At 60.1% G+C, this 24,560-nt stretch carries 17 protein-coding genes; 11 read left to right on the top strand and 6 right to left on the bottom strand.

Translation table 11 applies throughout. The features are described from left to right. The first annotated feature begins 34 nt into the window (after positions 1–34). From NSND_RS20135 to cysE, 9 genes are all read left to right on the top strand, one after another. A complete protein-coding gene (locus NSND_RS20135; protein ID WP_080880691.1) occupies positions 35–1,435 on the top strand; it encodes a phosphomannomutase/phosphoglucomutase in 1,401 nt (466 codons plus the stop codon). A 1-nt stretch (position 1,436) separates the two neighbouring features. Further along, a complete protein-coding gene (locus NSND_RS20140) occupies positions 1,437–2,249 on the top strand; it encodes a DUF3108 domain-containing protein (protein ID WP_159450915.1) in 813 nt (270 codons plus the stop codon). 133 nt (positions 2,250–2,382) lie between these two features. Then, positions 2,383–3,381 carry a class 1 fructose-bisphosphatase gene (fbp, locus tag NSND_RS20145; RefSeq protein WP_080880693.1) on the top strand — a complete coding sequence of 333 codons (999 nt, stop codon included), beginning with the start codon at positions 2,383–2,385 and terminating at the stop codon, positions 3,379–3,381. A gap of 36 nt (positions 3,382–3,417) precedes the next feature. Beyond that, complete coding sequence (locus NSND_RS20150) at positions 3,418–4,341, top strand: class I fructose-bisphosphate aldolase (protein ID WP_200810566.1); 924 nt, start codon at positions 3,418–3,420, stop codon at positions 4,339–4,341. A gap of 27 nt (positions 4,342–4,368) precedes the next feature. Continuing rightward, positions 4,369–5,913: a DegQ family serine endoprotease gene (locus NSND_RS20155; RefSeq protein ID WP_080880695.1), complete on the top strand. Its 1,545-nt coding sequence runs from the start codon at positions 4,369–4,371 to the stop codon at positions 5,911–5,913. A gap of 50 nt (positions 5,914–5,963) precedes the next feature. After that, positions 5,964–6,989: a PIN/TRAM domain-containing protein gene (locus tag NSND_RS20160; RefSeq protein ID WP_080880696.1), complete on the top strand. Its 1,026-nt coding sequence runs from the start codon at positions 5,964–5,966 to the stop codon at positions 6,987–6,989. Between the two features lie 119 nt (positions 6,990–7,108). Next, entirely contained in the window at positions 7,109–7,852 is a 744-nt protein-coding gene (gene ispD / locus NSND_RS20165) for a 2-C-methyl-D-erythritol 4-phosphate cytidylyltransferase (protein ID WP_080880697.1), read from the top strand. Beyond that, entirely contained in the window at positions 7,849–8,331 is a 483-nt protein-coding gene (gene ispF / locus NSND_RS20170) for a 2-C-methyl-D-erythritol 2,4-cyclodiphosphate synthase (RefSeq protein WP_080880698.1), read from the top strand. The genes ispD and ispF overlap by 4 nt, the downstream gene beginning before the upstream one ends. 39 nt (positions 8,332–8,370) lie before the next feature. After that, positions 8,371–9,021 carry a serine O-acetyltransferase gene (gene cysE, locus NSND_RS20175; RefSeq protein WP_080880699.1) on the top strand — a complete coding sequence of 217 codons (651 nt, stop codon included), beginning with the start codon at positions 8,371–8,373 and terminating at the stop codon, positions 9,019–9,021. 145 nt (positions 9,022–9,166) lie between these two features. Here the strand turns inward: cysE and NSND_RS20180 are convergent, their stop codons facing one another. From NSND_RS20180 to NSND_RS20190, 3 genes are all read right to left on the bottom strand, one after another. Further along, a complete protein-coding gene (locus NSND_RS20180) occupies positions 9,167–9,484 on the bottom strand; it encodes a PsiF family protein (protein ID WP_200810567.1) in 318 nt (105 codons plus the stop codon). Positions 9,485–9,565: 81 nt separating this feature from the next. After that, positions 9,566–10,327 carry a tRNA pseudouridine(38-40) synthase TruA gene (gene truA / locus NSND_RS20185; RefSeq protein ID WP_080880700.1) on the bottom strand — a complete coding sequence of 254 codons (762 nt, stop codon included), beginning with the start codon at positions 10,325–10,327 and terminating at the stop codon, positions 9,566–9,568. Between the two features lie 47 nt (positions 10,328–10,374). Next, on the bottom strand, positions 10,375–11,703 hold the full coding sequence (locus tag NSND_RS20190) for an N-acetylmuramoyl-L-alanine amidase (RefSeq protein WP_080880701.1): 1,329 nt from the start codon (positions 11,701–11,703) through the stop codon (positions 10,375–10,377). Between the two features lie 93 nt (positions 11,704–11,796). Between NSND_RS20190 and NSND_RS20195 the strand changes: the two genes are divergently transcribed. Next, positions 11,797–12,330, top strand: coding sequence for an NYN domain-containing protein (locus NSND_RS20195; protein ID WP_080880702.1), 534 nt, complete (start codon positions 11,797–11,799; stop codon positions 12,328–12,330). Here the strand turns inward: NSND_RS20195 and NSND_RS20200 are convergent. The 3 genes from NSND_RS20200 to NSND_RS20210 all read right to left on the bottom strand — a co-directional run bounded on the left by NSND_RS20200 (position 12,317) and on the right by NSND_RS20210 (position 24,003). Next, positions 12,317–13,096, bottom strand: a complete 780-nt coding sequence (locus tag NSND_RS20200) for a TatD family hydrolase (protein WP_080880703.1) — start codon at positions 13,094–13,096, stop codon at positions 12,317–12,319. The genes NSND_RS20195 and NSND_RS20200 overlap by 14 nt on opposite strands. 286 nt (positions 13,097–13,382) lie before the next feature. Beyond that, the gene (locus tag NSND_RS20205; protein ID WP_080880704.1) at positions 13,383–22,082 is read right to left on the bottom strand and encodes a glycoside hydrolase family 94 protein; all 8,700 of its coding nucleotides are present in this window, start codon (positions 22,080–22,082) and stop codon (positions 13,383–13,385) included. 862 nt (positions 22,083–22,944) lie between these two features. After that, entirely contained in the window at positions 22,945–24,003 is a 1,059-nt protein-coding gene (locus NSND_RS20210) for a 3-deoxy-7-phosphoheptulonate synthase (RefSeq protein WP_080880705.1), read from the bottom strand. Between the two features lie 174 nt (positions 24,004–24,177). On the opposite strand from NSND_RS20210, the gene NSND_RS20215 reads away from it, so the two are divergent. After that, the gene (locus NSND_RS20215) at positions 24,178–24,498 is read left to right on the top strand and encodes a hypothetical protein (RefSeq protein ID WP_080880706.1); all 321 of its coding nucleotides are present in this window, start codon (positions 24,178–24,180) and stop codon (positions 24,496–24,498) included. Positions 24,499–24,560 lie beyond the last annotated feature (62 nt).

Consider the following 24,560-nt stretch of genomic DNA (forward strand, 5'->3'; position numbering starts at 1 on the left):
ATCACCACATCGAACCTCGGACTCGGAGTAATGCATGGCACTGTTTCGTGAATATGATTTGAGGGGCGTTGTCGGAGAAGAACTCACGGAAGCCATCGCCGAGCAGGTGGGGCGTGCCTACGCCACCATGGCACGGGAACAGGGCGCCTCGCGAATCAGCCTCGGCCGGGACGGGCGATTGAGTTCGCCCGGCTTGCAGCAGGCCCTGCTGCGTGGCCTGCTGGCAGGCGGCCTGGATGTGGTCGACTTGGGGCTGTGCGCCTCGCCGCTCCTGTACTTCTCATTGTTCACCTTGCCGGTGGACGGCGGCATCATGATCACCGGCAGCCACAATGCCGCTGAATACAACGGCTTTAAGATCTGCATCGGGAAAGAAGCGATTCACGGAGAGGAGATTCAGCGATTGCGGCGGGTCATGGAGGCCGGTCAAGTTACCACCGGTTCAGGACGACTCTCCTCTCATCCCATCATCCCGGACTACTTGGAGCATCTCAAAACGAATTTTTCCGGCGTGCGGGCGGACCATCTCCATGTCGTGATCGATTGCGGTAATGGCGCGGCTTCGTTGGTGGCCAAGCAGGCCCTTGAGCAGATGGGGTGTCGCGTGACTGGCCTCTATGACGAGTTGGACGGGCGGTTTCCCAATCACCATCCTGACCCCACCGTCGTGGAAAATCTGCAGGATCTGATCGCGACGGTGCGGGAGAAAAAGGCGGATGTCGGCATCGGATACGACGGCGATGCCGATCGGATCGGTGCGATCGACGAGCGGGGAGAGATTCTCTGGGGTGATCGCCTCATGATTGTCTATGCGCGGGATATCCTGACCCAACGCCCGGGCACCACCTTTATCTCCGAGGTCAAGGCTTCGCAATGCCTGTACGACGATATTGCCGCCAAGGGCGGGCGTCCGATCATGTGGAAGACCGGTCATTCCCTGATGAAGGCCAAGCTGAAAGCCGAGTCCGCGGTCCTGGCCGGTGAAATGTCGGGCCATATGTTTTTTGCCGATCGGTATTTCGGTTTCGATGATGCGATCTATGCGTCCTGCCGGTTGGTTGAGATTCTGGCCAAGACCAAGCGGTCGCTCTCCAGTTTGGTCGCCGACCTTCCCCAGACCACGGTGACGCCGGAGATCCGGGTCGACTGCCCGGATACGCTGAAGTTTCAACTGGTCGATCAGGTGCGCACGCAATTGGCCGCCTATCTCGCTGAGGGCCAGCCCGTCGGTGCGTCGAATCTTCGCATGCGCGAGTTGGTGACGATCGACGGGGTGCGCGCGATTTTCGAAGACGGGTGGGGCTTGATTCGAGCCTCCAATACCCAGCCTGCGTTGGTGCTCCGCTTTGAGGCCCCGTCGCCGGCCCGGCTGGATGTGATTCGCGCGACGATTGAAACCGAGCTCGCGCAGGCACGACGTGTGCTGTCGACGTAGCGTGTCCCGCTATTCTGCCTCCCTCCGTCTCAGCCTGTTCCTGGCCGTCACGATCCTGGCGACAGTCGTTGCCTCTGCCCCGTTGCTCTCTTATGCAACACCGGACGGGCAGATCCTCACTCCTGCCGCGTTGCCCTTTGCAAACGGCGAGCGATTGTCCTACGACGTGACCTGGTTGGGCATGCGCGCGGGAATCGCGACCATGATCGTTCAGGAGGGCCCGGTCGAGGGGCCCCGGCCGCAGCTCACTTTTGCCATGACGGCTCGATCGAGCCCGACCGTTACCAAGTTTTATCCCGTCGATAACCGCGGGGTATCCGTGGTCGATCGCGAATCCTTCCTGCCCCGGCACATGACGTTTGCCAGGAGGGAGGGCAAGCGGTTCAACGATTTCGACTATACGTTCCGGCATACCGAAGGGCTGGTTACTGCCGTCAAAGACGGGAAAAGCGACGAATTGCCGATCCCTTCCGATGCGCAGGACGCCATGTCGTGCCTGTATTATGTGCGCAAGGTGCTGCCCTTCGTGCCGGGGGCCTCGCTGGCAATGACGGTGCATCACGACAAGAAGAACTACAAGATGGACGTGCGGGTCGAAGCCCTTGAAACAGTGGAGGGGGCGTGGGGAAAGCGGCAGACGGCCCGGGTGGTGGTCATCATGCCGTTTCAGGGCATTTTCCTGAACGAGGGCAATATTCGCGTCTGGTTCACGAACGATGAGCATCGGGTGCCCGTCAGAATGAAGGCCAAGGTCGTGGTAGGGTCGATTGTGGCCGAATTGACCGACGGGTACCGACCGACCTCACAACCGTAACCTGCCTGCCTTGGTTTGCTCGTCCGGACGGAAACCGCTATAATCACGCCGAGTTCGTGGGGAGGGCTTCGGCTCTGTCCGAAGCCCTCTTCATTTCGACCGGTCGTCGTTCAGTTCACGAGGAACCCTGAGCATGGCGAAATTTCCCATTACATTGAGCCGCTTTATTATCGAGCAACAGGCCGCGCATCCCGAAGCGACCGGAGAATTCTCTGTCCTGCTGACCCAAATCGGCCTCGTCGGAAAAATGATTGCGCATGACTTACGCAGAGCCGGATTGAACAAGATCCTTGGCACCACCGGGGAGACCAATATTCAAGGTGAGGTGGTCAAGAAGCTCGATCAGATTGCCAATGATACCTTTGTTCGCGTGTTCGAGCACAGCGGTCTGGTGTGTGTCTTGGCGTCTGAAGAGATGGAAAAACCTCTGAAAATGGTTCATGAAGGAGCCAAGTACATGCTCTTGGTCGATCCCCTGGACGGATCCTCCAATACCGATGTCAATATGCCATTGGGAGCCATTTTCTCCATCCGCAGATCGCAGCTGGGGCAGCGACAGTCTGTGGAGGACGAGTTGCTTCAACGGGGGACCGAGCAAATCGCCGCAGGGTACGTGTTGTATGGGGCGAGCACCATGCTCGTGTTTACGGTCGGCCAGGGCGTGCATGGCTTCACCCTTGAGCCGTCCATCGGTGAATATCTTCTGTCCAACGAGAACATTCGAATTCCCTCAAGGGGCAAGGTCTATTCGGTCAATGAGGGCAACTACCATCGTTGGCCTGCCGGTACACAGAAATATCTCGATTCGCTGAAAGTGCAGGACAAGGCGACCGGGCGTCCCTATAGCGGACGATATAGCGGGTGTCTGGTCGCGGATGTTCATCGCATACTCCTGGGTGGCGGCATCTATTTGTATCCGGGTGAGACTGCCAAGCCGGAAGGAAAACTGCGATTGATGTATGAGGGAAATCCGCTTGCGATGGTCGTGGAACAGGCTGGAGGAAAAGCGACGACGGGGACGATGCGCATTCTCGACGTTGAACCGAAAGCCCTCCATCAGAGGGTGCCATTGATCATCGGGAGTGCCGAGGATGTCGCTCAGGCGGAAGCCTATATTCAAGGACGTGCGTAACGACTCATGTGACTGAGGTTTGTTGGGAGGATGATTATGAGCAATCGGGTTCAAGAAATTCTGAGCTGGTACGAGAGTGACAATGCCGGAACGAAGACGAACATTGCGCGGCTGCTGAATCACGGCAAGCTGGCGGGCACGGGGAAATTGGTGATCCTGCCGGTGGATCAGGGGTTCGAACATGGTCCGGCCAGAAGTTTTGCGCCCAATGCCGGCGGCTATAATCCGCATTACCATTTCCAGCTGGGGCTCGATGCCGGGTGCAACGCCTACGCGGCTCCACTCGGATTCATCGAGGCCGGTGCCGGCTATTTCGCCGGGCAAATACCACTCATCCTCAAGCTCAACAGCCACGATACGCTCCATGACGAGAAGGATCCGATGCCGTCTGTGACGGGCAGCGTGCGAGATGCCTTGCGATTGGGTTGTTCGGCGGTGGGATTCACGATTTATCCGGGCTCGTCCCACTGCAATGCGATGTATGAACAGTTGCGCGCGATTGCGGAAGAAGCCAAGAGTTGCGGGCTGGCCGTCGTGGTCTGGTCGTACCCGCGCGGGTCAGGATTGAGCAAGGAAGGCGAGACGGCGTTGGACGTCGTGGCTTATGCCGCCCAGATTGCGGCGCAGTTGGGCGCCCATATCATCAAGGTCAAATTGCCCACGGCCCATCTGGAGCAGGCGGCTGCCAAGAAGGTCTATGAAGCTGAAAAGGTGCCGATCTCGACCTTGGCGGAACGGGTCAAACATATCGTGCAAAGTTCGTTCGACGGGCGCCGGATCGTCATCTTCTCCGGCGGCGCGAAGAGCGACGAAAAGACGGTGTTCGAGGAAGTCCGTGCAATTCGTGATGGCGGGGGATTCGGTTCCATCATCGGCCGGAATTCCTTCCAACGTCCCAAAGCCGAGGCCGTCAAGTTCTTGAACACCATCATGGGACTGTATGCGGGAGAGAAGCCCTAACCGGCGCCTCCGTCCGCACGGATCACAATGAACGACTTTCAGATCCCAACGGAGCAGCAGCCTCCGAGGCGGTCCTGGATATTTCCCGCACTGCTCTTGATCGCGGGGGTATTGATCGGGGTCATTCTGACCTCCGATCTCGGCTGGTTGCCGACCGGACATGCGGTTCCGGAATCGGTTCCTCCTCCGGTCGCAACCCCGGTCTCCACGGCGGTGCAGCCCACGCTGCCCGGCGCGGGTGGGCAGAGTTTCGTCGATGTCGCTAAAGTCGTGAAGCCGGCCGTCGTGAACATTTTTGCGACACGGAATGGATCCAGCGAGGAGGGGAAGGGCACCCCGTTTGAGGATCCATTTTTTAGACGATTTTTCGGCGAAGAATGGATGAAGCGGTTCGAGGCGCCGAAGGAACGCAAGGAACGAGGGTTGGGGTCTGGCGTCATCGTCGATCCGAACGGTCTCATAATCACCAACAATCATGTGGTGAGCAAGGCTGACGAGATCAAGGTCTTCCTCTCCGACAAGCGTGAGTTCAAGGCCAAGCTGGTCGGCACGGATGCCAAGACCGACGTTGCCGTGCTGAAGATCGAGGCCGGTGGATTGCCGACCGTCGCCTGGGCCGATTCCGACAAGCTGGAGGTGGGTGAGTTTGTGCTGGCAGTGGGCAATCCGTTCGGGTTGACGCAGACGGTGACGCTGGGGATCGTCAGCGCCCTTGGTCGCGCGGCCGGCATCGCCGAATATGAAGACTTCATTCAGACCGATGCGGCGATCAACCCGGGGAACTCCGGCGGCGCTCTGGTGAATGTGCGCGGTGAACTGGTCGGTATCAATACAGCGATCTATAGCCAGAGCGGCGGGAACATGGGAATCGGCTTTGCCGTTCCGAGCAACATGGCTCATTCCATCATGGAGCAGCTGGTCCAGCATGGCAAAGTCGTGCGCGGCTGGTTGGGTGTCTCGATCCAGGAGTTGACGCCAGAATTATCTTCGCAGTTCGGCGTGCCGAAAGACGTGAAGGGTGTCCTCGTCAGCGACATCATGGACGACAGTCCGGCGAAGAAGGCAGGTTTTGAGCGCGGCGATGTGATCGTCGAATACGATGGGAAACCGATGGATTCTCCGGCTCACTTGCGGAATGCCGTGGCTCAGACGGTAGTGGGGAAGAAGGTGACGGTCAAGCTCATCCGCGAAAAGAAGCCCAAGTCCATCGAACTCACGATTGCTGAGCAGCCGAAGAATCTGGCACAAGCCGGGGTTGAAGAGGGCGGAGAATCGGTGGCTCCCGCCGGCTTACTCTCGGACGTCGAGGTGCGGGAGTTGAACACCGAACTGGCCGGCCGGTATGGCTTGAAGTCGAGCGATCACGGGGTGGTGGTGGTGCGGGTTAAACCGGGGAGTCCCGCGGAAGAAGCCGGTGTGCGTGAAGGGGATCTCGTACTGGAGGTGAATCGCAAAGCCGTGGGGACGTTAAAGGCGTATGAACATGTCGCCGCGAATTTGCCGAAAGACCAGGCGGTCTTGCTCCTGTTGAGACGGCAGGGGCGAGCCATTTATCTGACGCTGAGGCCGTGATCGCACCGAATCGTTCGTTCGGGGTTGGTCACAGAGAGGAGGCAAACAGTATGGTAACACGGGCCATATTTGTTCTTCTCAGCGCTCTTGCCGGCATGGCCCTGTTTCTTCGGGCCCAGGATCCAAGTCGCGAGTTTTTGTTGATGGGATTGGGAATGGGAGGGGTGGCCGGTGGGCTCATCCTGGCCGGCGAGTATGCGCTCCGCAGGCTTTCATTCGGCATTATTGTCGGCGGTGCCGTGGGGCTCGCCGGTGGTCTTATTCTGACGGGTTTGGTGGAGTGGGTCGGGAGTGCGGTCTTCGATGTGGAGACCTTCCTGTTTCATATCGGCGGGTTGGTGTTTCTTTTAGGGTTGCCCTATCTGGGGTTGGCCATGGGCGCGCGGTTCGGCAACGAACAGTTCCCCGGTCTGGACCAGGGGCCGACGGCAGCCGGGGCTTCCCATGCCAGCCTTAAAGTATTGGATACGAGCGTCATCATCGACGGCCGGGTTGCCGACCTCTGTGAGACAGGGTTTCTGGAAGGGCCGTTTCTGGTTCCCCACTTTATCTTGAATGAATTACAGCACATCGCAGACTCGTCGGATTCTTTGAAAAGGGCGCGCGGGCGTCGCGGGTTGGATATTCTCAACAAGATTCAGAAAATGTCGGGCATCGATGTCCGGATCATCGACGAAGATTTCCCCCATGTGAAGGAAGTGGATGCCAAGCTCGTGGTTCTGGCGAAGAAAGTCGGGGGGCGCATCGTCACGAATGACTTGAACCTGAACAAAGTCGCCGAATTGCAGGGCGTGCGAGTGTTGAACATCAATGAGCTCTGTAATGCGCTGCGTCCGGTCGTGTTGCCCGGTGAAACCATTCGGGTCTTCGTCTTGAAGGAAGGCAAAGAGGCGGGCCAGGGCGTCGCATACCTGGATGACGGCACGATGATTGTCGTGGACAATGCTCGACGTTGTATCGGCCGTAATGTGGATGTGACTGTGACCAGTGTGCTTCAGACGACGGCGGGGCGCATGATCTTCACCCGTTTGAAGGAAGAGTCCGAGCGCGAAGAGTATCAGGTTGCGCGTGGGTAGTTTGGCGAGACGGAAGAGCGGTGGCCCAATGGAATCCTCCGTCCTCCGGGGAGGCGCATCGAGCTCCCACGATTGCCTAGGTTTGGCCTTGTCCCCTTGCTGCTCACGTGAGTGTGCCGGTGTCCGCTCGTAACGCGAAGCCGTCGCTGGCAGGGCCGCGCACGGTGGCCCTGGTTCCGGCCGCCGGTCGTGGGCTTCGCATGGGCGGCCGTATCCCCAAGCAGTTTCTTGCGTTAGGGGGGCGGCCGATTCTCGCGCAGTCCCTCCTTGTGCTCCAAGCTTCCCCGCTCATTCACGAGATCATTCTGGCTGTGCCCCAGTCGGAACGTCAGTATTGCCTAGATCATATCGTGGCGACGGGTGAGTTCAGCAAGGTGACCAAGGTTGTACCGGGGGGAGCGCAGCGGCAGGATTCCGTGCGTCATGCCCTGGCCGAGGTGAGTCAGGAGGCCGAGATGGTCCTGGTTCATGACGCGGTGCGGCCGTTTCTCACCGAGGACATGATCCGCAGAGTCGTGGCTGCGGCTGTCGAGCATGGGGCGGCCATCATCGCGCTGCCGATGCGCGACACGGTGAAGTATGTGGGGGCCGGCGGGGTGATCGAACGGACCGTCGATCGCCGCCCTCTCTGGTTGGCCCAGACGCCGCAGGCGTTTCGTCGTGACTGGTTGGAAGAGGGGCATCACAAGGCCTTCTTGGCCGGTGTGCAGGCGACGGATGACGCGCACCTCGTGGAATTGATCGGAAAACCGGTCGTGGTGGTCGAGGGGAGCGGAGAAAATATCAAGGTGACGAGGCCGGAAGATCTCGTGATCGGAGAAGCGATTCTCAGCTCACGAACGGCGGCAAGGAGTCCAGAATGACGGCTGTACGCGTGGGATGTGGATGGGATATTCATCCGATGGTGGCGGGACGAAAATTAATTCTGGGTGGACTCGAAATTCCGCACCACAAGGGGCTGCAAGGGCATTCCGATTCCGATGCGTTAGTTCATGCCATTTGCGATGCGTTGCTCGGGGCGATGGGAGAAGGAGATCTCGGGCGTCACTATCCGAGCTCGGATCAGCGGTTCAAGAATATTTCGAGTCTCAAGTTACTCGAAGACGTCGTTCAGAAGCTGCGCGCCAAGGGCTATCGTCTGGCCAATGTGGACAGCACGATCATTGCACAGGCGCCCCGGTTGAGCCCGCATCTGGCCGCCATGCAGAAGATTATTGCCGGGGTGCTTGAAGTGGATCCCGATCTGGTGAATGTAAAAGTGAAAAGCGGCGAAGGATTGGATGCGGTAGGGCGTGAAGAAGCGATTGCGGCGCAGGCGGTCTGTCTGATCGAGCGAGGCTAGAGCCTATTCGCTGGTGCGCTCACGAGTCTGGTACCACCTATGTTCAAGACTATCTCTCAGGACCTCCAAGCGATTTTTGACCGGGATCCTGCCGCCACCAGCAGGCTCGAAGTCATTGCGACTTATGCGGGATTTCACGCTCTGTTGGCCTATCGGCTCGCACATTGGTTGAAGGGGCATCGTGTGCCGTTCCTGCCCCGCGCGATTTCCCAATTGGCCCGCTGGTTGACGGGAATCGAGATCCATCCTTCCGCCAAGATCGGTGAGCGATTTTTTATCGATCACGGCATGGGTGTGGTGATCGGAGAAACGGCTGAGGTCGGAGACAACGTCACCCTGTTTCAGGGCGTGACGCTTGGTGGAACGGGGAAGGAGCGCGGCAAGCGCCATCCCACGCTCGGCAGCCATGTGGTCGTCGGGGCGGGGGCGAAGATCCTCGGCGGGATTACGATCGGCGACAACGTGAAAATCGGCGCGAATTCCGTCGTCTTGAAGTCGGTTCCCCCCAATTCGACGGTGATCGGGGTGCCGGCCAGGATCATCAAGTCGCAAGGGGAGCGGCTCCCCGATGCGACCATGGACCATACCAATATGCCGGATCCGACCGCCGATCGATTTGCCGCGCTCGAACTGGAACTGATCGAGTTGCGAAAGAAGCTCGAAAATCGAGACCCCAACAGCCTCCGGTAGCATCCCCTCACTCCTCCGCTGACGAACCCATCTATTCCCGTTGTGTTGAGATACGTAACGTAGGCCTGTGGTAGACAGTGCAGGTGAATGACCGGCGGGCTGTCGAGCCCCGGCGCGGCCGTGCGGTCGCGCCAGGGCGCTACGACTAGTTGGACAGGCACTCCTTCATAAACTTCTTGCGCTCGTCGCCGGCCAGTTTCTTGGCTTTGGCATCCTTGTTACAGGTCGTCATCTTGTTCTGTTGTGAGGCACCGGCAGCGGCTTTCTCCGGTTTAGCGGAGAGACATTCCTTCATAAATGCTTTTCGCGCGTCACCCTTGCCCTCCCCGGTGAGTCCCTTGGCATTTGCATCGGCATTGCAGGTTTTCATTTTGTTCTGCTGTGCGCCGGCGTAGCTGAGCTGCGGCGTGGCGAGTACGGCTGCCAACATGAGAACGGACAAGGTCGTACAGAGCAGTTTCATGGCGGGCTCCTTTCAAGGTGAACGTGGGTTGTGTGCGGAACTATAACAAACGGCACCCGACCTGTCTCGCGGGGGAGTTCCTTAAGGGAGAGAGGGGATGCTCCCATCGGTATAGTCAACTCGGACGAGATAGAGCCCGTGAGCGGGGGCAGTTCTCCCGGCCGCGGCCCTCGCCCGCGCGGCAAGCACGGTGCGCATGTCGGGGGCGGTGCGCTTGCCCTGCCCCACTTCCACCAGGGTTCCCACCATGGCACGGACCATCTGCTTGAGAAACCGGTCGGCATAGAAGGAGAGAATGATGAGATCTCCCTGGCGGCGCAGATCCGCCTGCTGCAACCGGCACTGGGGATTCTCGTTGTCGGTCGGCGCTGTTTCGAATGAGGAGAAATCGTGCAAGCCGGTCAGGCAGGCGGCAGCTTCCGTCATGGCTGCGAAGTCGAGAGGTTTATAGAGCATCCAGGCTCGTTCCCGGAGCAGGGGCGCTCGCTCAGGCCGATTCATCAGATGATACTCGTACAGCTTCCCTTTCGCTGAGTAGCGCGCATGAAAATGATCCGGCACGGCTTCGACCGAGATGGCGCTGATATCGGCGGGGAGGTGAGCGTTCAACGCGCGAAGCCACTCGCGTTGGGAGAGCCTGCGATCGGTCCTGAAGCTGGCGACCTGTCCGAAGGCATGAACCCCGGCATCGGTCCGGCCCGCTCCGACGAGCGTGAGCCTGGTTTGGGCGATTGCTGCGAGGGCATCTTCGACCGTTGCCTGGATGGTCGGCACGTTCAGCTGGCGCTGCCACCCAGCGTACTGTGTGCCATCGTACTCGAGGACGAGTTTAAATGTGGTCATACTCTGGAAGGAAAAGAAGGAACTCTAGCCCAACGGGAAGGCGCCTGTCATCTGGGGGGATTGGTGTGGAGGTAGGTCTTGACCCCTTCGAAAATCGACTCCGCAATGTGCGCCAGGAAGGGCTGTGACCGCATCTGCTCTTCTTCGGCGGGATTCGACATGAAGGCGATCTCGGCGAGAATGCTGGGCATGGTGGTGAAGCGGAGCACGTAAAATGGCGCGGTCTTCACCCCGTGATCGATCGTGCTGTAACGACCGTTGAGATTTGTGACCATCGCCTGCTTGGCCGTCCAGGCGAGTTCTTGGGAGTGTTCGATTTTCTTGGATGTCAGGAGGTCGGCGACGATGTATTCCCAGCCCACTCCGGTATTGTTCAACGGCGTGCCGTTTTCTCGCGCGGCCACTTCCAGGGCGCGCTGATCCTTCGCTTCGCCGAAATGGTAGATTTCCAGACCACGGACGCCCTTGTGCGGGTGTGAATTGACGTGGATCGAGATGAACAGATCCGCGTCCTTGCCGTTCGCAAATTTGGCCCGGTCCTCCAACTCGATAAAGGCGTCGCGTTCGCGGGTCATCAGGACGCGTGTATTCGGCACGGTACTGAGCAAGGATTTCAGCAGCAGGCCGACCTTTAAGGTCACCTCTTTTTCCGTCGTCCCGTGCTGTCCGATTGTGCCGGGATCTTTGCCTCCATGCCCGGGGTCAATGACGATCGTCTGGACCGGGCTTGCCGGCTTGGGCGCAAGCGGGCGAGCCGGTTCCGTAACGGTGGGGCTTGGAATCGCCGGCGGAGTCGGCAAGGGGACGGCCGGGGCCTGTGGCGATGTCGCCGAGGTCTCGCCGATCTGCCGGATCTGATCTTTGGGACGCTGCGTAATATCGATGACGAGGCGGTCAGGATTATCGAGCGAGAACACCTTGTAACGGGAATTCTGGTTACGCGTCAACGTGATGCTCACCACGCGCGGGCGGCTTTGGGCTATTTGAAACGATTGCGGAATCGTCCCGCCCGAGACGCGCTGCCGTGAGGATTTTCCGAGGATTGCGTTGTTCACCTCAATGAGCACCCGGTCGGGGTTGCGCAAATGAGTTTCGGAGAAGGACGTCTTGTGATTCAGGTCGAGTACGAGGCGTGTGCCATCGGCGGTGGACCAGGTGCGAAGGTCGCGGACGATGATCGGGTAACGTGATGCCCCGGCCCGCTCTTGCTTGACCAGGAGGAAACGGGGGGAGGGCTCTTCAGCGGCAACCTGGGAACCCGTCGGCCAGGAGGGTTCGGTTTGGATCTCGCCACCCGATGAGATCCCCGCGCTGAACAGGACGCAGGCGAACGCGAGCGTCAGGAGGTGACGGATCAAGGAGGCGACATGGAACACGAACCGGAACTCCTCTCGATAGGATACCCTCTAGGCCTTTTCTCAGATGTTTATGGTAATGTCAACAAAAGGCCTCAAACCATTTAATTGTAGATGGCAACACATCTTCTTGTCGATGGGTATAACCTTGTGGGCAGCGCCGGAATGGCCCCCCCGGCTGGTTCCGGACGCCTTGAGGCGGCGCGCGAGACGCTCCTGAAGAACCTGGCCGGGTACCGTCAGAGAAAAGGCCATGCGATTACCGTGGTCTTCGACGGCTGGCAGGGCGGGCTGGGCGCGGAACATCGTGAATTTCAATCCGGCGTCGAAGTCGTCTATTCAAAACGAGGCGAACGCGCCGACCAGGTCATTCAACGTCTCGCCCGTCTGTACGGCAGGGACTGCGCGGTGGTGTCCTCGGATCATGAAGTGGTCAATTCGGCCAGGGCGGCCGGCGCGTTCCTCATCGGGGCGGCGGAGTTTCGCGCCAAGTTGCAGGATCGATCGTCCAGCCTGTCGACCGTCGCCTTTAAAGAACTGGATCGCGGCGATCTCGATCGCGTGAAGCGATCCAAAGACAAGGGCGGGAATCCCCGCAAGCTGCCGAAGTCACAACGTAAACGAAACCATCAACTTAGGGAATTTTGAACAGGCGGCGGGCGTTCTCGCTGGTACGGCGGGCCACGTCTTCAGCGGTCGAGGGGACGTTGTCGGCGGTGATCGTCGCCAGCAGTTCGGCCACATGCCTCACAAAGGCCGGTTCGTTGCGCTTGCCGCGATGCGGGACCGGCGTGAGGTAGGGGCAATCGGTTTCAATGAGCAGCCGATCCGCCGGGACCGTCTTGGCAATCTCGCGCAACATGGTGGCATTCTGAAAGGTCAGGATGCCGGAGAATGACAGATAAAATCCCAGCTCGATCGCATCCTTCGCCAGCCAGGCATCTCCTGAAAAACAGTGAAACACCCCGCCGATTTCTGAGGCTCGCTCTTCCTTCAGAATGCGAATGGTATCGTCCTGCGCTTCCCTGGTGTGGATGATGACCGGGAGCTTTAACTCACGTGCCAGCTGAATTTGCTCACGAAAGCGCGTCCGCTGTAATTCCGGATCCGAGTGGTTGTAATGGTAATCGAGACCGATCTCGCCGTAGGCCACCACCTTCTTATCACGCGCCAGCCGCCGGAACTCATCGTACCAACCGTCCTCGATGTGTTTGACTTCGTGGGGGTGGACGCCGATCGACGCGTAGACGAAGGGGTACTGGTTGGCGAGGGTGACCGCCGATCGGCTGGTGGCAAGGTCGCAGCCGATGGTGATCATCGATTCCACGCCGGCCGCTCGCGCACGGGCGATCATGGCTTCACGGTCGGATTCATAACGCGCATCGTCGAGATGGGTATGGGTATCGATCAGCATGGGGCGCATCCTACCATGGTTGTCCGCTCGTAGGATGCTGAAAAAGTTTGCCGATGGCGCTCTCTACACCGGTGAAGCGTCTCTCGTCCGCAGAAAAGAGCCTATGGCGTATAGCTCATAGCGTATGATCCGAAATAGAGAGTGGGCGTCTTTACTACCAGCTATAAGCCATCAGCCATACGCTCTTATTCCCACCGAGATACGCTTCACGAACGACGGACGAAAGGGAAACCTCGGGAGCCACCAGCCACCAGAGCGTCCCGGTATGCCAACGCGCTCAGTTCTCTCACACGGATGGGATGGTCACCTCCACTGAATGCTCACCCCGGTCATCCACAAGAGAGATCGCTTGGTCGGCCTGCTGAATACCATCGACCGTGACCGACATCGCCTGGTGCTCCGTGCCTGATTGCCGCACCGTGATGTGATACATGGTCTCCCTGAATCGGTAGTGGACCTTGAAGGTCTTCCAATCCAGAGGCAGGCAAGGAACGAACCGTAACCGGTTGTGCTCCAGTCTCACCCCCAAGAGTGACTCGACGATCAGCCGGTACATCCATCCGGCCGAGCCGGTGTACCAGGTCCACCCGCCACGGCCTGTGTGGGGTGGGACCGCATAGACATCTGCCGCTACCACGTAGGGTTCGACTTTATACCGGTTGATATCCCCGGGTGACTGGGCATGGTTCACCGGGTTGATCATGCGAAACAGTTCCCAGGCGCGTTCGCGGTCGCCCAGTGCGGCAAAGGCCATGGTGGCCCAGAGCGCGCCATGGGTGTACTGTCCTCCATTCTCTCTGACTCCCGGCACGTAGCCCTTGATGTAGCCGGGATTCAATGCGGACTTGTCGAACGGCGGGTCCAGCAGTTGGACGAGGGCATCGTCTCGCCGAACCAGCCGTCGATAGACTTCCTCCATGCCCGATCGTGAACGGGCCGAATCTCCCGCGCCCGACAGGACAGACCAGCTTTGGGGGATGGAATCGATCTGGCATTCGTCATTGGTGGCCGATCCGAGCGGTGTGCCGTCGTCGAAGTAGGCGCGACGGTACCACTCTCCGTCCCAGCCCTGCTGTTCGATCCGGTGTTGCAACTGCGCGGCTTCCGTCCGGCAGCGCTCCGCGAACGTCGCGTCACCTTTGGTGTCCGCCACCTCAGCAAACCGCATGAGGACGTCATAGAGGAAGAATCCCAGCCAGATGCTTTCTCCCTGGCCGCGATCGCCGACCATATTCATCCCGTCGTTCCAATCACCTGAACCGATGAGCGGCAGACCGTGTACACCCTTCGTGAGCCCCTTCAGGATGGCCCGGACACAGTGGTCGTAGAGACTGCCTGATTGCTCCGACCGGCCGGGAAGATCGTAGTAGGAATCTTCGTCGGCATTGATCGGGCGACCTTCGATGAACTGGATCGGGGTGTCCAGCACGCCGGTGTCCCCGGTTGTCATCACGTAGCGACTGGTGACATAGGGAAGCCAGAGAAAGTCATCGGAGCAGCGCGTGCGCACGCCCCGGTTTGATGGTGGATGCCACCAATGCTGCACGTCTCCTTCCTTGAACTGACGGCCGGCGCACAGCAGTAGCTGTTCTCTCGCGAGATGCGGTTTCGCGTGGACCAAGGCCATCACGTCTTGCAACTGATCGCGGAATCCAAACGCGCCTCCCGATTGATAGTAGCCGCTGCGCGCCCAAAGACGGCAGGCGATCGTTTGATACAGCAGCCAGCCATTGGCAAGCACATTGAGCGACTGATCGGGGGTCTCCACATGGACCGCTCCCAACGTATGTGTCCAATGATGCCAAACGGTTTCCAGCGCCGCACGGCGTGCCGTCGCCCCTCTGAAGCGACGAACGAGCTGACGGGCATCCTCAGTATCTTTTCCAACTCCCAACCGGAAGGTACAGTCGCGCTCTTGACCGACGGCGAGGTCGAAGGGCAACTGAATCGCGCCACACGGATCCAGAGCGGCCCCCACTTTCCCGGACAGTCGTGACCGACTCATCGACGCAGGATTGCGCAGGGTGCCGTTCCGTCCGAGAAATTCGGTTCGATCGCCGGTCATGCTTCGAGTGCCCTCGTCCACATCAAAGAAAGCAATCCGCCCGGGGAAATCCGTGTTGTAGGCATTTCGCGCGAACAGCGCCCCGGTGGCCGGGTCTATTTCACTGATCACATGCATGACCGATTTGGGCCGCAGATCGCCCAGCACCCATTCCACATAGCCGGTCGCCGACAGGCGTCGTGGTCGGCCCGATTCGTTGCGCAGCTTCATCACCGTAAATTTTACGGAGGCATCCAACGCTACATACACCCAGACCTCGGAGCGAATGCCGCCTTCCGTATGCTCAAAGCAGCTGTACCCGAATCCATGCCGACTGACATAGGGGCTCGTACCCCTGCAAGGCATCGGCATCGGCGACCAGACGTGGCCGCTCTCCTCATCGCGGAGATAGAAGGCTTCTCCGCTCGAATCGGTCACCGGATCGTTGTGCCAGGGTGTGAGACGGAACTCATGCGCGTTTTCGCTCCAGGTGTAAGCGAGGCCGTTCTCTGAGACGACGGTGCCGAAATTCGGGTTCGTCAGCACATTGACCCAGGGGGCAGGCGTTACCTGTTCGGCTGTCGTGGTGATGACGTACTCGCGGCCATCGGAAGAAAACCCGCCGAGACCGTTATAGAACAGCAGATCCGTTCGGGGCTCGATGGTGGCCGGCGGATCGGCGCGATGGGTACGCGTCGGTTTGAAGCGGTAGGCCGGGGCCGCGGGGGAGGCGAGGCGTGTAATCTGGTCCGCCAGCGTTCCGCGTCGATCGGTGAGGATTACGCGGGCCACCGATTGCTGCAGCAGGCGGTCTTCGACCGACATCTGTTCCGCCGTTCGCACGAAGATACCACCCGGTCGATCCATCACATTGGCCTCGACTCCGGCCGAGATCAGCCCCATGATTTGATCGTGCAACACCTGACGATAGCCGGCGTGATCTTCGTTCCAAATCACGAGGTCCACGGCCAGCCCCTTCAGTCGCCAATAGGCATGGGCCTGGACCATTTGACGGACCAGATCGATGTTGGACGGGTCGCCGATCTGGAGCAGTACGATCGGCAGGTCCCCCGAAATCGCATAGCCCCAGAGGCCCGATTGTCCGCGGCGGTTTTTGCTCAGCACGGCCGCTTCTGCCCTGAGTGAGGCATTCGCATAGAGGATCGAGCCGGCCAGTCTGCCATACAATTGCGCATCCGCTTCGGTCGTATTGAGCTGACGCAGCACGACCTGGCTATGGGTCCAGGCCAGCTCAAACACCCGATCGGCGAGACGCCGGTCCTGATACTTGTCGACCAGGCGCAGGCACAGGTCGCGGGTCTCTCCGATGCCCGACACCAGATCCACCGTGACCGACTCTTCAGGTTCGAGGACGATCGGACAACGGATGGACACAATGGGGTCCAGCACGGAGCCCTGACTTCCTGAAAGCGGGCCGGAATGGTCCAGAGCCTGCGGAGCGGCGAGGGTGCGCCCCCGGCCGATGAACTGCAGGCGATCCGTTTCGTAGGAAATCTCCCCGCTGTGAGGGCCACGTACCGCCATGAGGTGGAATGCCCAGGGGGCATGTTCATCCTGCGAACGGCCACGGCGCGTGGAGAGAATGGCCTGACGTTCGCGGATGATTTCCGTCTGGACGAAGAGATTGCTGAAGGCCGGATGGAGGGCATCGGCCGCCGGCAGCGCCAGCACGACCTCCGCATAACTGGTGAGGTCGATCGTGCGTTTCGTGCCGGAACAGTTGGTGAGACGGATCCGCCGTAATTCGATGTCGTCTTCCGGCGACACGACGATTTCGGCATGTGTCTCGATCTCGTGATCGCGGCGACGAAACTCGGCGCGCCCTTCGGAAAAGATGACTTCGTAGGTCTTGGACGGTTTCAGTGTCGGCTGATAGGCCGTGGACCAGAATTCCCCGCTCTCTACGTCGCGGAGATAACAAAACGTCCCCCAGTTGTCGCAGGTGCTGTCTTCACGCCAACGCGTGACGGCCAGGTCCTTCCATCGGCTGGACCCGCCTCCCGCGTTCGTCACCATCACGTGGTATCGACCGTTCGACAGGAGGAGCACGTCCGGCACCGGAGTGTTCGCGGTCGTCAGGACGCGAACCGGCGTGTCTGCCGTACCGGACGTCGTGCGCAAATCCGACAGCTCGGTGCTGTGGGCATAGAAGGCTGTGGCCTTGGGAATCCGTTCTTGGAGCACCAGCGTGCTGGCCTGAAACAGCGGATCGGCTTCGAAGCGCTTCTGCATCGGGCGGTCGAGGAGCAGATAGGCCAAGGAGAGGAAACTCATCCCCACATGGTGGGCCATGTAGGAGCGAATGATGACACGCGATTGTCCGCGGGGAAGACGCGAGGGCGTGTAATCGATCGCTTCGTACAAGCCGTATGGTCCATCGGCGCCTTCGGCGGTGAGTCGCTGGAGATTCAGACAAGCCTCTTCCGGCGCGACCATCAGGGCGAGGGAGGTGGCGTAGGGTGCAATGACCAATTCCTCGCCCAGGCCTCGCTTCAGTCCAAGGCCGGGCACACCGAAGGCCCGATACTGATAGTTCAACTGCGCGTCGACCATGTTGTAGCCGGATTCCGAGACACCCCAGGGAATATCTCGCTCCCGGCCGTATTCGATCTGTCGCTTCACCGCTGCGCGGTAGGTCTGATCCAACAGCGTCTGCTGGTATGTCGGCATGACGAGCAGCGGCATCAGGTATTCGAACATCGATCCGCTCCAGGACAGGAGAATCGGCTCTCCTCCCGTCGTCGTGAGCAGACGGCCGAGGGCGAACCAGCTCTCCTGCGGCAGTTGGCCCTGCGCAATCGCCACGAAGCTGCACAATCGCGCTTCGGAGGCCAGGAGGTCGTAGTAACTCGCGTCCCGTCGTCGTTCCGCGACGTTGTACCCGATGGAGAGGAGGAACCGCGTGTCGTCGAACAGGAAGTCGTACTCCATCTGGGCAAATTGATTCGCTTGCCGGGCCAAGCGGTCGAGCGAGGCCATGCGTTGTTCGGCCAGTCGGCTGGCCGCGTTCAGGTGCCGTCGAAGTTCGATCAGCCAGGTCCGCTCCGTGCCGGATGCGTCTGGTCCAAGTCGCGTGTCAATCGCCGGCAGCCATTCGCCTTCCAGTCTGGTCAGCGTCCGGAGCGTGGGGATCTGATCCAATTCTGGAAACAGACTGAGGATCTTATCGGTGGCGGCAAGACCGATCCAGGGAGCCAGAATCATCAGCTCGGCGACCGTGTCACGGCACTGTCTCGCGAAAGCATGGGCCCATCGGTGCGCCTCCGCGTTGGAGGCGGGATCGAGATGGGCGGTGACTTCATCCACCTGTTTGGTGAGCAGGGTCAAGGTGTGGTGGATTTGCCTGAGTGTGGTCGGCCTGTTGTCACAGGCTGCGGCCAGGTTTTTCTGAAGTGCGTCAACCTGAGACGTCGGAGTTTCGAGCGCCTCGCTCAGCAGCGCGAGGGTATCGCGGAGTCCTTCAAAGGTGCGCTCAGCGAGGATCTTGTCTTCCGGCAGGCTAAGGAGCCCCGAGTGCAGGGTCATGACATGCCCCGCGAGGTTTCCACTGTCTACCGACGAAATGTACATGGGGAGCAGCGGTTTCAACGTCTGGGTGTCGTACCAATTGTAGAAATGGCCTCGAAACCGCTCCAAGGTTGCCATGCTGTCGAAGGTATGAGCGGTGCGTTCGATCAGCTGTCCTGCCGACAGGTAACCGAAGTCGTAGGCGGAGAGATTGGCCAACAGCGCCAACCCTATATTCGTCGGTGACGTTCGATGCGCCACCTTCGGAGCCGGATGTTCCTGAAAATTGTCGGGCGGGAGCCAGTGATCGTCCAGGTTGACATAGGTCTCGAAAAAGGCCCAGGTCTTGCGTGCCATCTTCCGGAGAAACATTGCCTGGTCGGCCGTGAGTCTGGCCTCGCGTCGAGCGAGCGGTCTGCTGATCCACCAGGTGAACAGGGGAGACAGCGCCCATATGCTGAGAACCGGCGCCGCAATCAGGAGCGCCTCCGCGCGCGTCTGCATCAGAATGATTGTGATGATCAGGGCCATGGCCGGACCAATCCACATCGATCGGTAGGAACCAATCAGATCCGTCCTGCTCCTGTCCGTTGCGCCTGACGGGTTCCATTCCAATAAGCCCGTGCGATTGAACCAAACACGCCCGGCGGTCCGTACGATCGCGTCCAGGCTGTAGAAGCTTTCGTAAGGCAGGCACGTGAGCGTGAGGAGCGCCTGGGTCAGCTGTTGTGTCATGCCCCGTGCGGTTGCGGTGAGGTGCTGGCTCATCCGCATATCCTCGGGCTTGCGGCACAGATCGACGACGGCGCCCAGTAACGGCGCGATCAGGAACAGGCTGAGCGTGGCGAGGGTCCAGAGCCAGACAGGGGAAAGCAGAGTCCATCCCACTACGAATAAGGAGGTCAGCGTAGCGGGGACGAGGCTGCGTCGCAGGTTGTCGAAAATTTTCCAACGCGACAGGGTGGACAGTGGATTGCTGCGGGTACGTCCGTTCGGTCCCGGCACGCGGGGGAAGGCCCAGCGCGCAATCTGCCAATCTCCGCGGATCCAGCGATAACGCCGGACCACGTCCGTGTTGTAGCGGGCAGGATATTCTTCGTAGAGCTGCACATCGCTCAGGAGCCCGGCGCGGGCATAGGAGCCTTCAAGCAAGTCGTGGCTGAGGATGCGATTCTCCGGGAAGCGATCGCTGAGCGCCTGCTCGAAGGCATCGACCTCATAGATCCCCTTGCCGATGAAGGACCCTTCTCCAAACAGGTCCTGATACACGTCCGACACGGCGCGTGTGTAGGGATCGATGCCGGGTTCGCCGGCGTTGAGCCGGGCGTAACGCGAGCGGTTGGCGCCGGGGAGGCTGACGGCCACCCGAGGTTGCAGAATCCCGTACCCCGCAGTCACGCGCTGTGCCGCAGGATCGTACTGCGGACGATTGAGCGGATGGGCCATGGCGGCCACGAATTGCCGCGCGGAATCGCGAGGCAACTGGGTATCCGTATCGAGCGTGATCACATATTTCACCGTGGACAGGATGTCCGGTTGTCCGACGATCGTGGAAAACCGATCCGTCGACCCGCCGCGCAGGAGCCCGTTCAAGTCCGCCAGTTTGCCTCGCTTCCGCTCGTATCCCATCCAGAGCCGCTCATGGGCATTCCAGCGACGCGGGCGATGGAAGAGAAAAAACGTGTCGCCATCTTCGCCTGCATATTTGGCGTTCAGCGCATCGATGCCTGCTCCGGCCGCCAGCACCAACTGATCGTCACCTGCCACCGTCTCTTGGTCGGCATCCTGGAAATCCGTGAGCAGGGCAAAGTGTAGATGACTGCCCCGGTTGGCGAGGAATCGGACCTCGAGGGCCTCAAGGAGGTCGTCGATACCCCGGACATCTTGGAGGAGTGTGGGAATCACAACCAGCGTTCGTAACGCCGGGGGAAGGCCATCGGAAAAATCCATTCGCGGGAGGGGGGACGGGGTCACCAGCGCCGTGGCGATCCAGTTTACCAGCGTCACCGCCAGCTGACTGGCAGCCAAGGCCGACACGAATCCCAGCAGGGCAAGCAGCCATCCATTCCAACCTGCTGCAATGGCGAGAGCCAGGAAACATCCAGTGAATGTGGCTGTGAGGAACAGAATGGAGCCGAGATAGATTGGTACGCTGCTGGATCCGGTCCATCTCCGGAGCCTGTCGAAGGCAGAACGGCGCAGGCTCACGGCCTGTTCCAATTGCGTCTGTCCGTTGTCGATGAGATAGAAGCCGACGTGGGCGGTGCGGTGGTACGGTCCCTCTGCAGCGGCCCCTGTCTGCGCGAGCAGGATCGCTTGGCGAGCGACGTCACCTTCCGACAGGGGGCTACTCTTTGCGAGTTTCTCCACGGCATGGCGATACCGGTCACGAGTGGCAAAATCCATCTGCCCGTACACGCCGGCCGGATCTTCATGGAACGTCTGCTCCACCAGGCTCTGCGCTTCGACAAACTCGCGCCAGTCCATCGCCGCCAGGAACCGGAGACTGCCGATGCTGTTGCTCATGGAGACTTGATCGATCGCCTGTTGTTGCGTTTCCGACTGCACCAGTTGCTCAATCGTGAGGCCGGACTCGGACAGGCGCTGTTCGATCCAGGTGAGCGGTAAGGCCAACGCCGCGCTCTGTCCTTGCAGACGGCGGGCGAGCTCTGCCACGAAGGCGCTCACCATGGGCGGATTGGACCGCGCCATGTCCGCGATCACCAGGATGAGACTCTTGGGGTCCTTTTCAGCCGTCTCCATCATTTGGCCGGCCCATTCGTGGGCGCGATTGCGATCCACTCGGTCGCTTGCGATGCGGGCGCCGGCGCGTCGCAGGTTTTCGATCAATGCGAGGCGAATCATGATAGGGATGGCCCACAACTCGCCGAGCTTCAGGGCCGTGACCGTCTGATAGGCCGCGACGAAACCGCTGAGACTTTCCGGGTCCACCCGTCCGTCGCCATGCGAGATGATTTCAAGCGCGATGTCGTAGACCCTGGGCAAGCCGGCCGATGGACCGTTGCCCAGCCGGGGCAGTTCGCGGCTATACCCTTTGGGCAGGTGCCGCCTGGCCAGGCGAATCTGTTCTTCGATCAGGTAGAAGTTATCGAGCAGCCATTCTCCGGCCGGTGTGATGCGTCGACTTCCCTTCACCGCCTCGGCCACCAGATTCCGCACATCCAGCAGGACGGCTTCATTCTCAGCCAGTCGAGCGAGCAGCGGGTCGGGCTCGTGCTCGGCACTGACGGCATGCAACCCCGCGAGGGTCTTGCCATGCTGTTGCATTTGCTCGGCACTGAAGAGCTCCGATCGCAACGGCAGCTCATCACCGGCATAGGGCATGGTCGCCGGTTGTCCGCTCAGGCGTCCGGTCAATTGACGCCAGCTTGCAAGAATATCTGTGCGGCTCATCTTCAAATTCGAGATTCCCTTCGATCGAGGTCGCGGAGGTGGTCTGCGGGATACAGGCAAAGGACCGGCCCAAGCCGGACGGTCCTTGCGAATGAAGGTACGGAAGCGGGCACAAGGAGGCAGTAGAGCCTCACCCGCACGACTCATAACGGCTTCTGCTGCAATCGCCGATCTGTCGCTGCGACAGACCTTCGTCCTGCGGACTCGCCCCTCACCCGCTCACCGCACTGCGCGAGCGGGCCCGTGGTCTTGGGACTCCGTACGCCTGGCGCAGTGCCGCTCAGTGACTTTGCGGCAGACCGTCATGAATCATGCGGGCCGAGGAATCTGCAAGCGAACGACGATTGTGCAATCGACAATTCGGACACTTCGATGCGAGCTGTGACGCGGATCGAACGCAGCGATAGGAGGCGTGCTGGATGCTGTCCTACTCTAGTCCTTTTAGGCAGGTGAAAGACAGACAAATATCCGCAGGCTGTGCGGCTGGAGCGTCGAAGGGAGTTCTTGAGGTGCACGACGAGCACGGGAGAAGGCTGAGCAGCCGGCGCTCAGTCAGACTCACTGGTTGGAGGCGTAGCGTGGAGGGCGTTCCTCAGCCGAGGAGCGAGTCGTCGAAACGAATCAGTCGGTGAACGGTGGGAGTGTGCACTCAAAAAATTCTGCGCAGGGCCTCCGATCGAACATGGGTAGCCTGCAGGCTGTTGAGAAAGCCTGTCCGGCAAGGCCGCAGCGAGCGAAGAGGCGAATCGTTCATTCGTACCCGCCCACCCCGAGCCTGCCAAGACAGGCTCTTGTCCCGTGGCCGTACGGTGAGCCTCTGAGCGAAGCGAGAACGCCGCTGGCGGGCGTTGTCAGCAGCCTGCTAGACGGGTCGCGTCGCGAGCGACTCAGCCATGCCATAGAGCAACGCTTCGGTGTCGCTCCAGGCCAGGCAGGAATCGGTGATGGACATGCCGTAGGTCAGGGCCTTGTTGGGATCCCAGGTCTGCCGGCCACCTTGCAGGTGGCTTTCCAGCATGAGGCCCATGATGGCACGGCGGCCTTGCTGGAACTGTTTGAGGACTTCGCCGGCGACTTCTACCTGGCGTTGATGGTTCTTGCCGGAATTGTCGTGCGAACAATCCACCATCACGCCGCGAGCCAGACCTTCGCTGGCTACGGCCGCCTCCGCGCGGGCGATATCTTCGACACTGTAGTTGGTGCGTCCGCCGCCGCCGCGCAGCACGATGTGATGATCGGGGTTGCCGGTCGTCTTGATGATAGAGGTGATGCCGTCGGCATTCACACCGACAAAATGGTGCGGGCTCCGGCTGGTGATCATAGCGTTGATGGCGACTTGCAGGCTGCCTTCCGTCCCGTTCTTGAAGCCGACTGGCATCGAAAGACCGCTGGCCATTTCGCGATGGATCTGGCTCTCGGTCGTGCGCGCGCCGATCGCGGTCCAACTCAACAGGTCGGCGATGTACTGCGGGGTGACCGGGTCGAGCAGTTCCGTCGCGCAGGGGAGGCCTTTGCCGTTGATGTTCAACAGAATTGTCCGGGCCAGCTGAATGCCCTGGGCAATGTCGCAGGTGCCGTCCAGATGGGGATCGTTGATCAGGCCCTTCCAGCCCACCGTGGTGCGGGGCTTCTCGAAATAGGTGCGCATGACAATCAGGAGTTTGTCGCGGACGGCGTCGGCGACCGGCTTGAGGCGGTCGGCATATTCATAGGCGGCGTCGGGATCATGAATCGAGCAGGGGCCGACAATCACAATGAGCCGGTCCATGTCACGGCCGTGCAGGATGTTCCGGATCGCTTGTCGCGTCTGAAACACGAGCTCGGACACCTCGTCGCTGATAGGCAGCTGCGTTTTGACATCGCGGGGCGAGGGGAGCGGTTTAATCTCTATGACATGCTGATTATCGATCGGCCTGTTCATGCTTATCCCTTTGAAAGGTCTGTTTAGTTCACGCGTCGATTCAAGATTGCCAAATAAGATATCGAATTCTATAGGATAAAGTCCAGTATGGACGGTTGTAGGAGGATCGGCTTGCATTCGAGGGGGCCCCTTTGTTACAACTCACGCCTCACGAATCTGTCGGCCAGGACGGTCATGTTTCGTCATTTCGCCCAGAAAAAATCCAGCTCGGTTGTCGCGCTTCTCCTCGCGTGTATGCTGCTCACGATGGCGCCGTTTGCCGCGGCGTTGGAGATCCATCACGAGCTGGCGGCGGCGGACCACGACGGGCATGAGCATTCCGATACCGACCTCTGCCAGTGGGTGCAATATCACACGGGCCATTCCCTCGCCGGCGACGTGCCGGCCCCCTGTGCATTTCTAGCCGATGCGCCGCCGCAGTCGGTGCGCGCCCCGATTCTCATTTCTCAATCGCTCCCTGCATCCCGCGCCTCCCGGGCGCCGCCTCTGACCTAACCTCAACGCCATCGCTACGTTCATTTTGGCTTTCATCGCTTCGTCTGAGCCACGGTTTTGTG

Source organism: Nitrospira sp. ND1 (assembly GCF_900170025.1).
Taxonomy (GTDB): Bacteria; Nitrospirota; Nitrospiria; order Nitrospirales; family Nitrospiraceae; genus Nitrospira_A.

Coding starts and splice junctions, on each gene's coding strand:
- NSND_RS20135 (WP_080880691.1), top strand. CDS start 35: ATGGCACTGTTTCGTGAATATGATTTGAGGGGCGTTGTCGGAGAAGAA.
- NSND_RS20210 (WP_080880705.1), bottom strand. CDS start 24,003: ATGAACAGGCCGATCGATAATCAGCATGTCATAGAGATTAAACCGCTC.
- NSND_RS20150 (WP_200810566.1), top strand. CDS start 3,418: ATGAGCAATCGGGTTCAAGAAATTCTGAGCTGGTACGAGAGTGACAAT.
- truA (WP_080880700.1), bottom strand. CDS start 10,327: ATGACCACATTTAAACTCGTCCTCGAGTACGATGGCACACAGTACGCT.
- cysE (WP_080880699.1), top strand. CDS start 8,371: ATGTTCAAGACTATCTCTCAGGACCTCCAAGCGATTTTTGACCGGGAT.
- fbp (WP_080880693.1), top strand. CDS start 2,383: ATGGCGAAATTTCCCATTACATTGAGCCGCTTTATTATCGAGCAACAG.
- NSND_RS20180 (WP_200810567.1), bottom strand. CDS start 9,484: ATGAAACTGCTCTGTACGACCTTGTCCGTTCTCATGTTGGCAGCCGTA.
- NSND_RS20160 (WP_080880696.1), top strand. CDS start 5,964: ATGGTAACACGGGCCATATTTGTTCTTCTCAGCGCTCTTGCCGGCATG.
- ispF (WP_080880698.1), top strand. CDS start 7,849: ATGACGGCTGTACGCGTGGGATGTGGATGGGATATTCATCCGATGGTG.
- NSND_RS20195 (WP_080880702.1), top strand. CDS start 11,797: ATGGCAACACATCTTCTTGTCGATGGGTATAACCTTGTGGGCAGCGCC.
- NSND_RS20200 (WP_080880703.1), bottom strand. CDS start 13,096: ATGCTGATCGATACCCATACCCATCTCGACGATGCGCGTTATGAATCC.
- NSND_RS20155 (WP_080880695.1), top strand. CDS start 4,369: ATGAACGACTTTCAGATCCCAACGGAGCAGCAGCCTCCGAGGCGGTCC.
- NSND_RS20205 (WP_080880704.1), bottom strand. CDS start 22,082: ATGAGCCGCACAGATATTCTTGCAAGCTGGCGTCAATTGACCGGACGC.
- NSND_RS20215 (WP_080880706.1), top strand. CDS start 24,178: ATGTTTCGTCATTTCGCCCAGAAAAAATCCAGCTCGGTTGTCGCGCTT.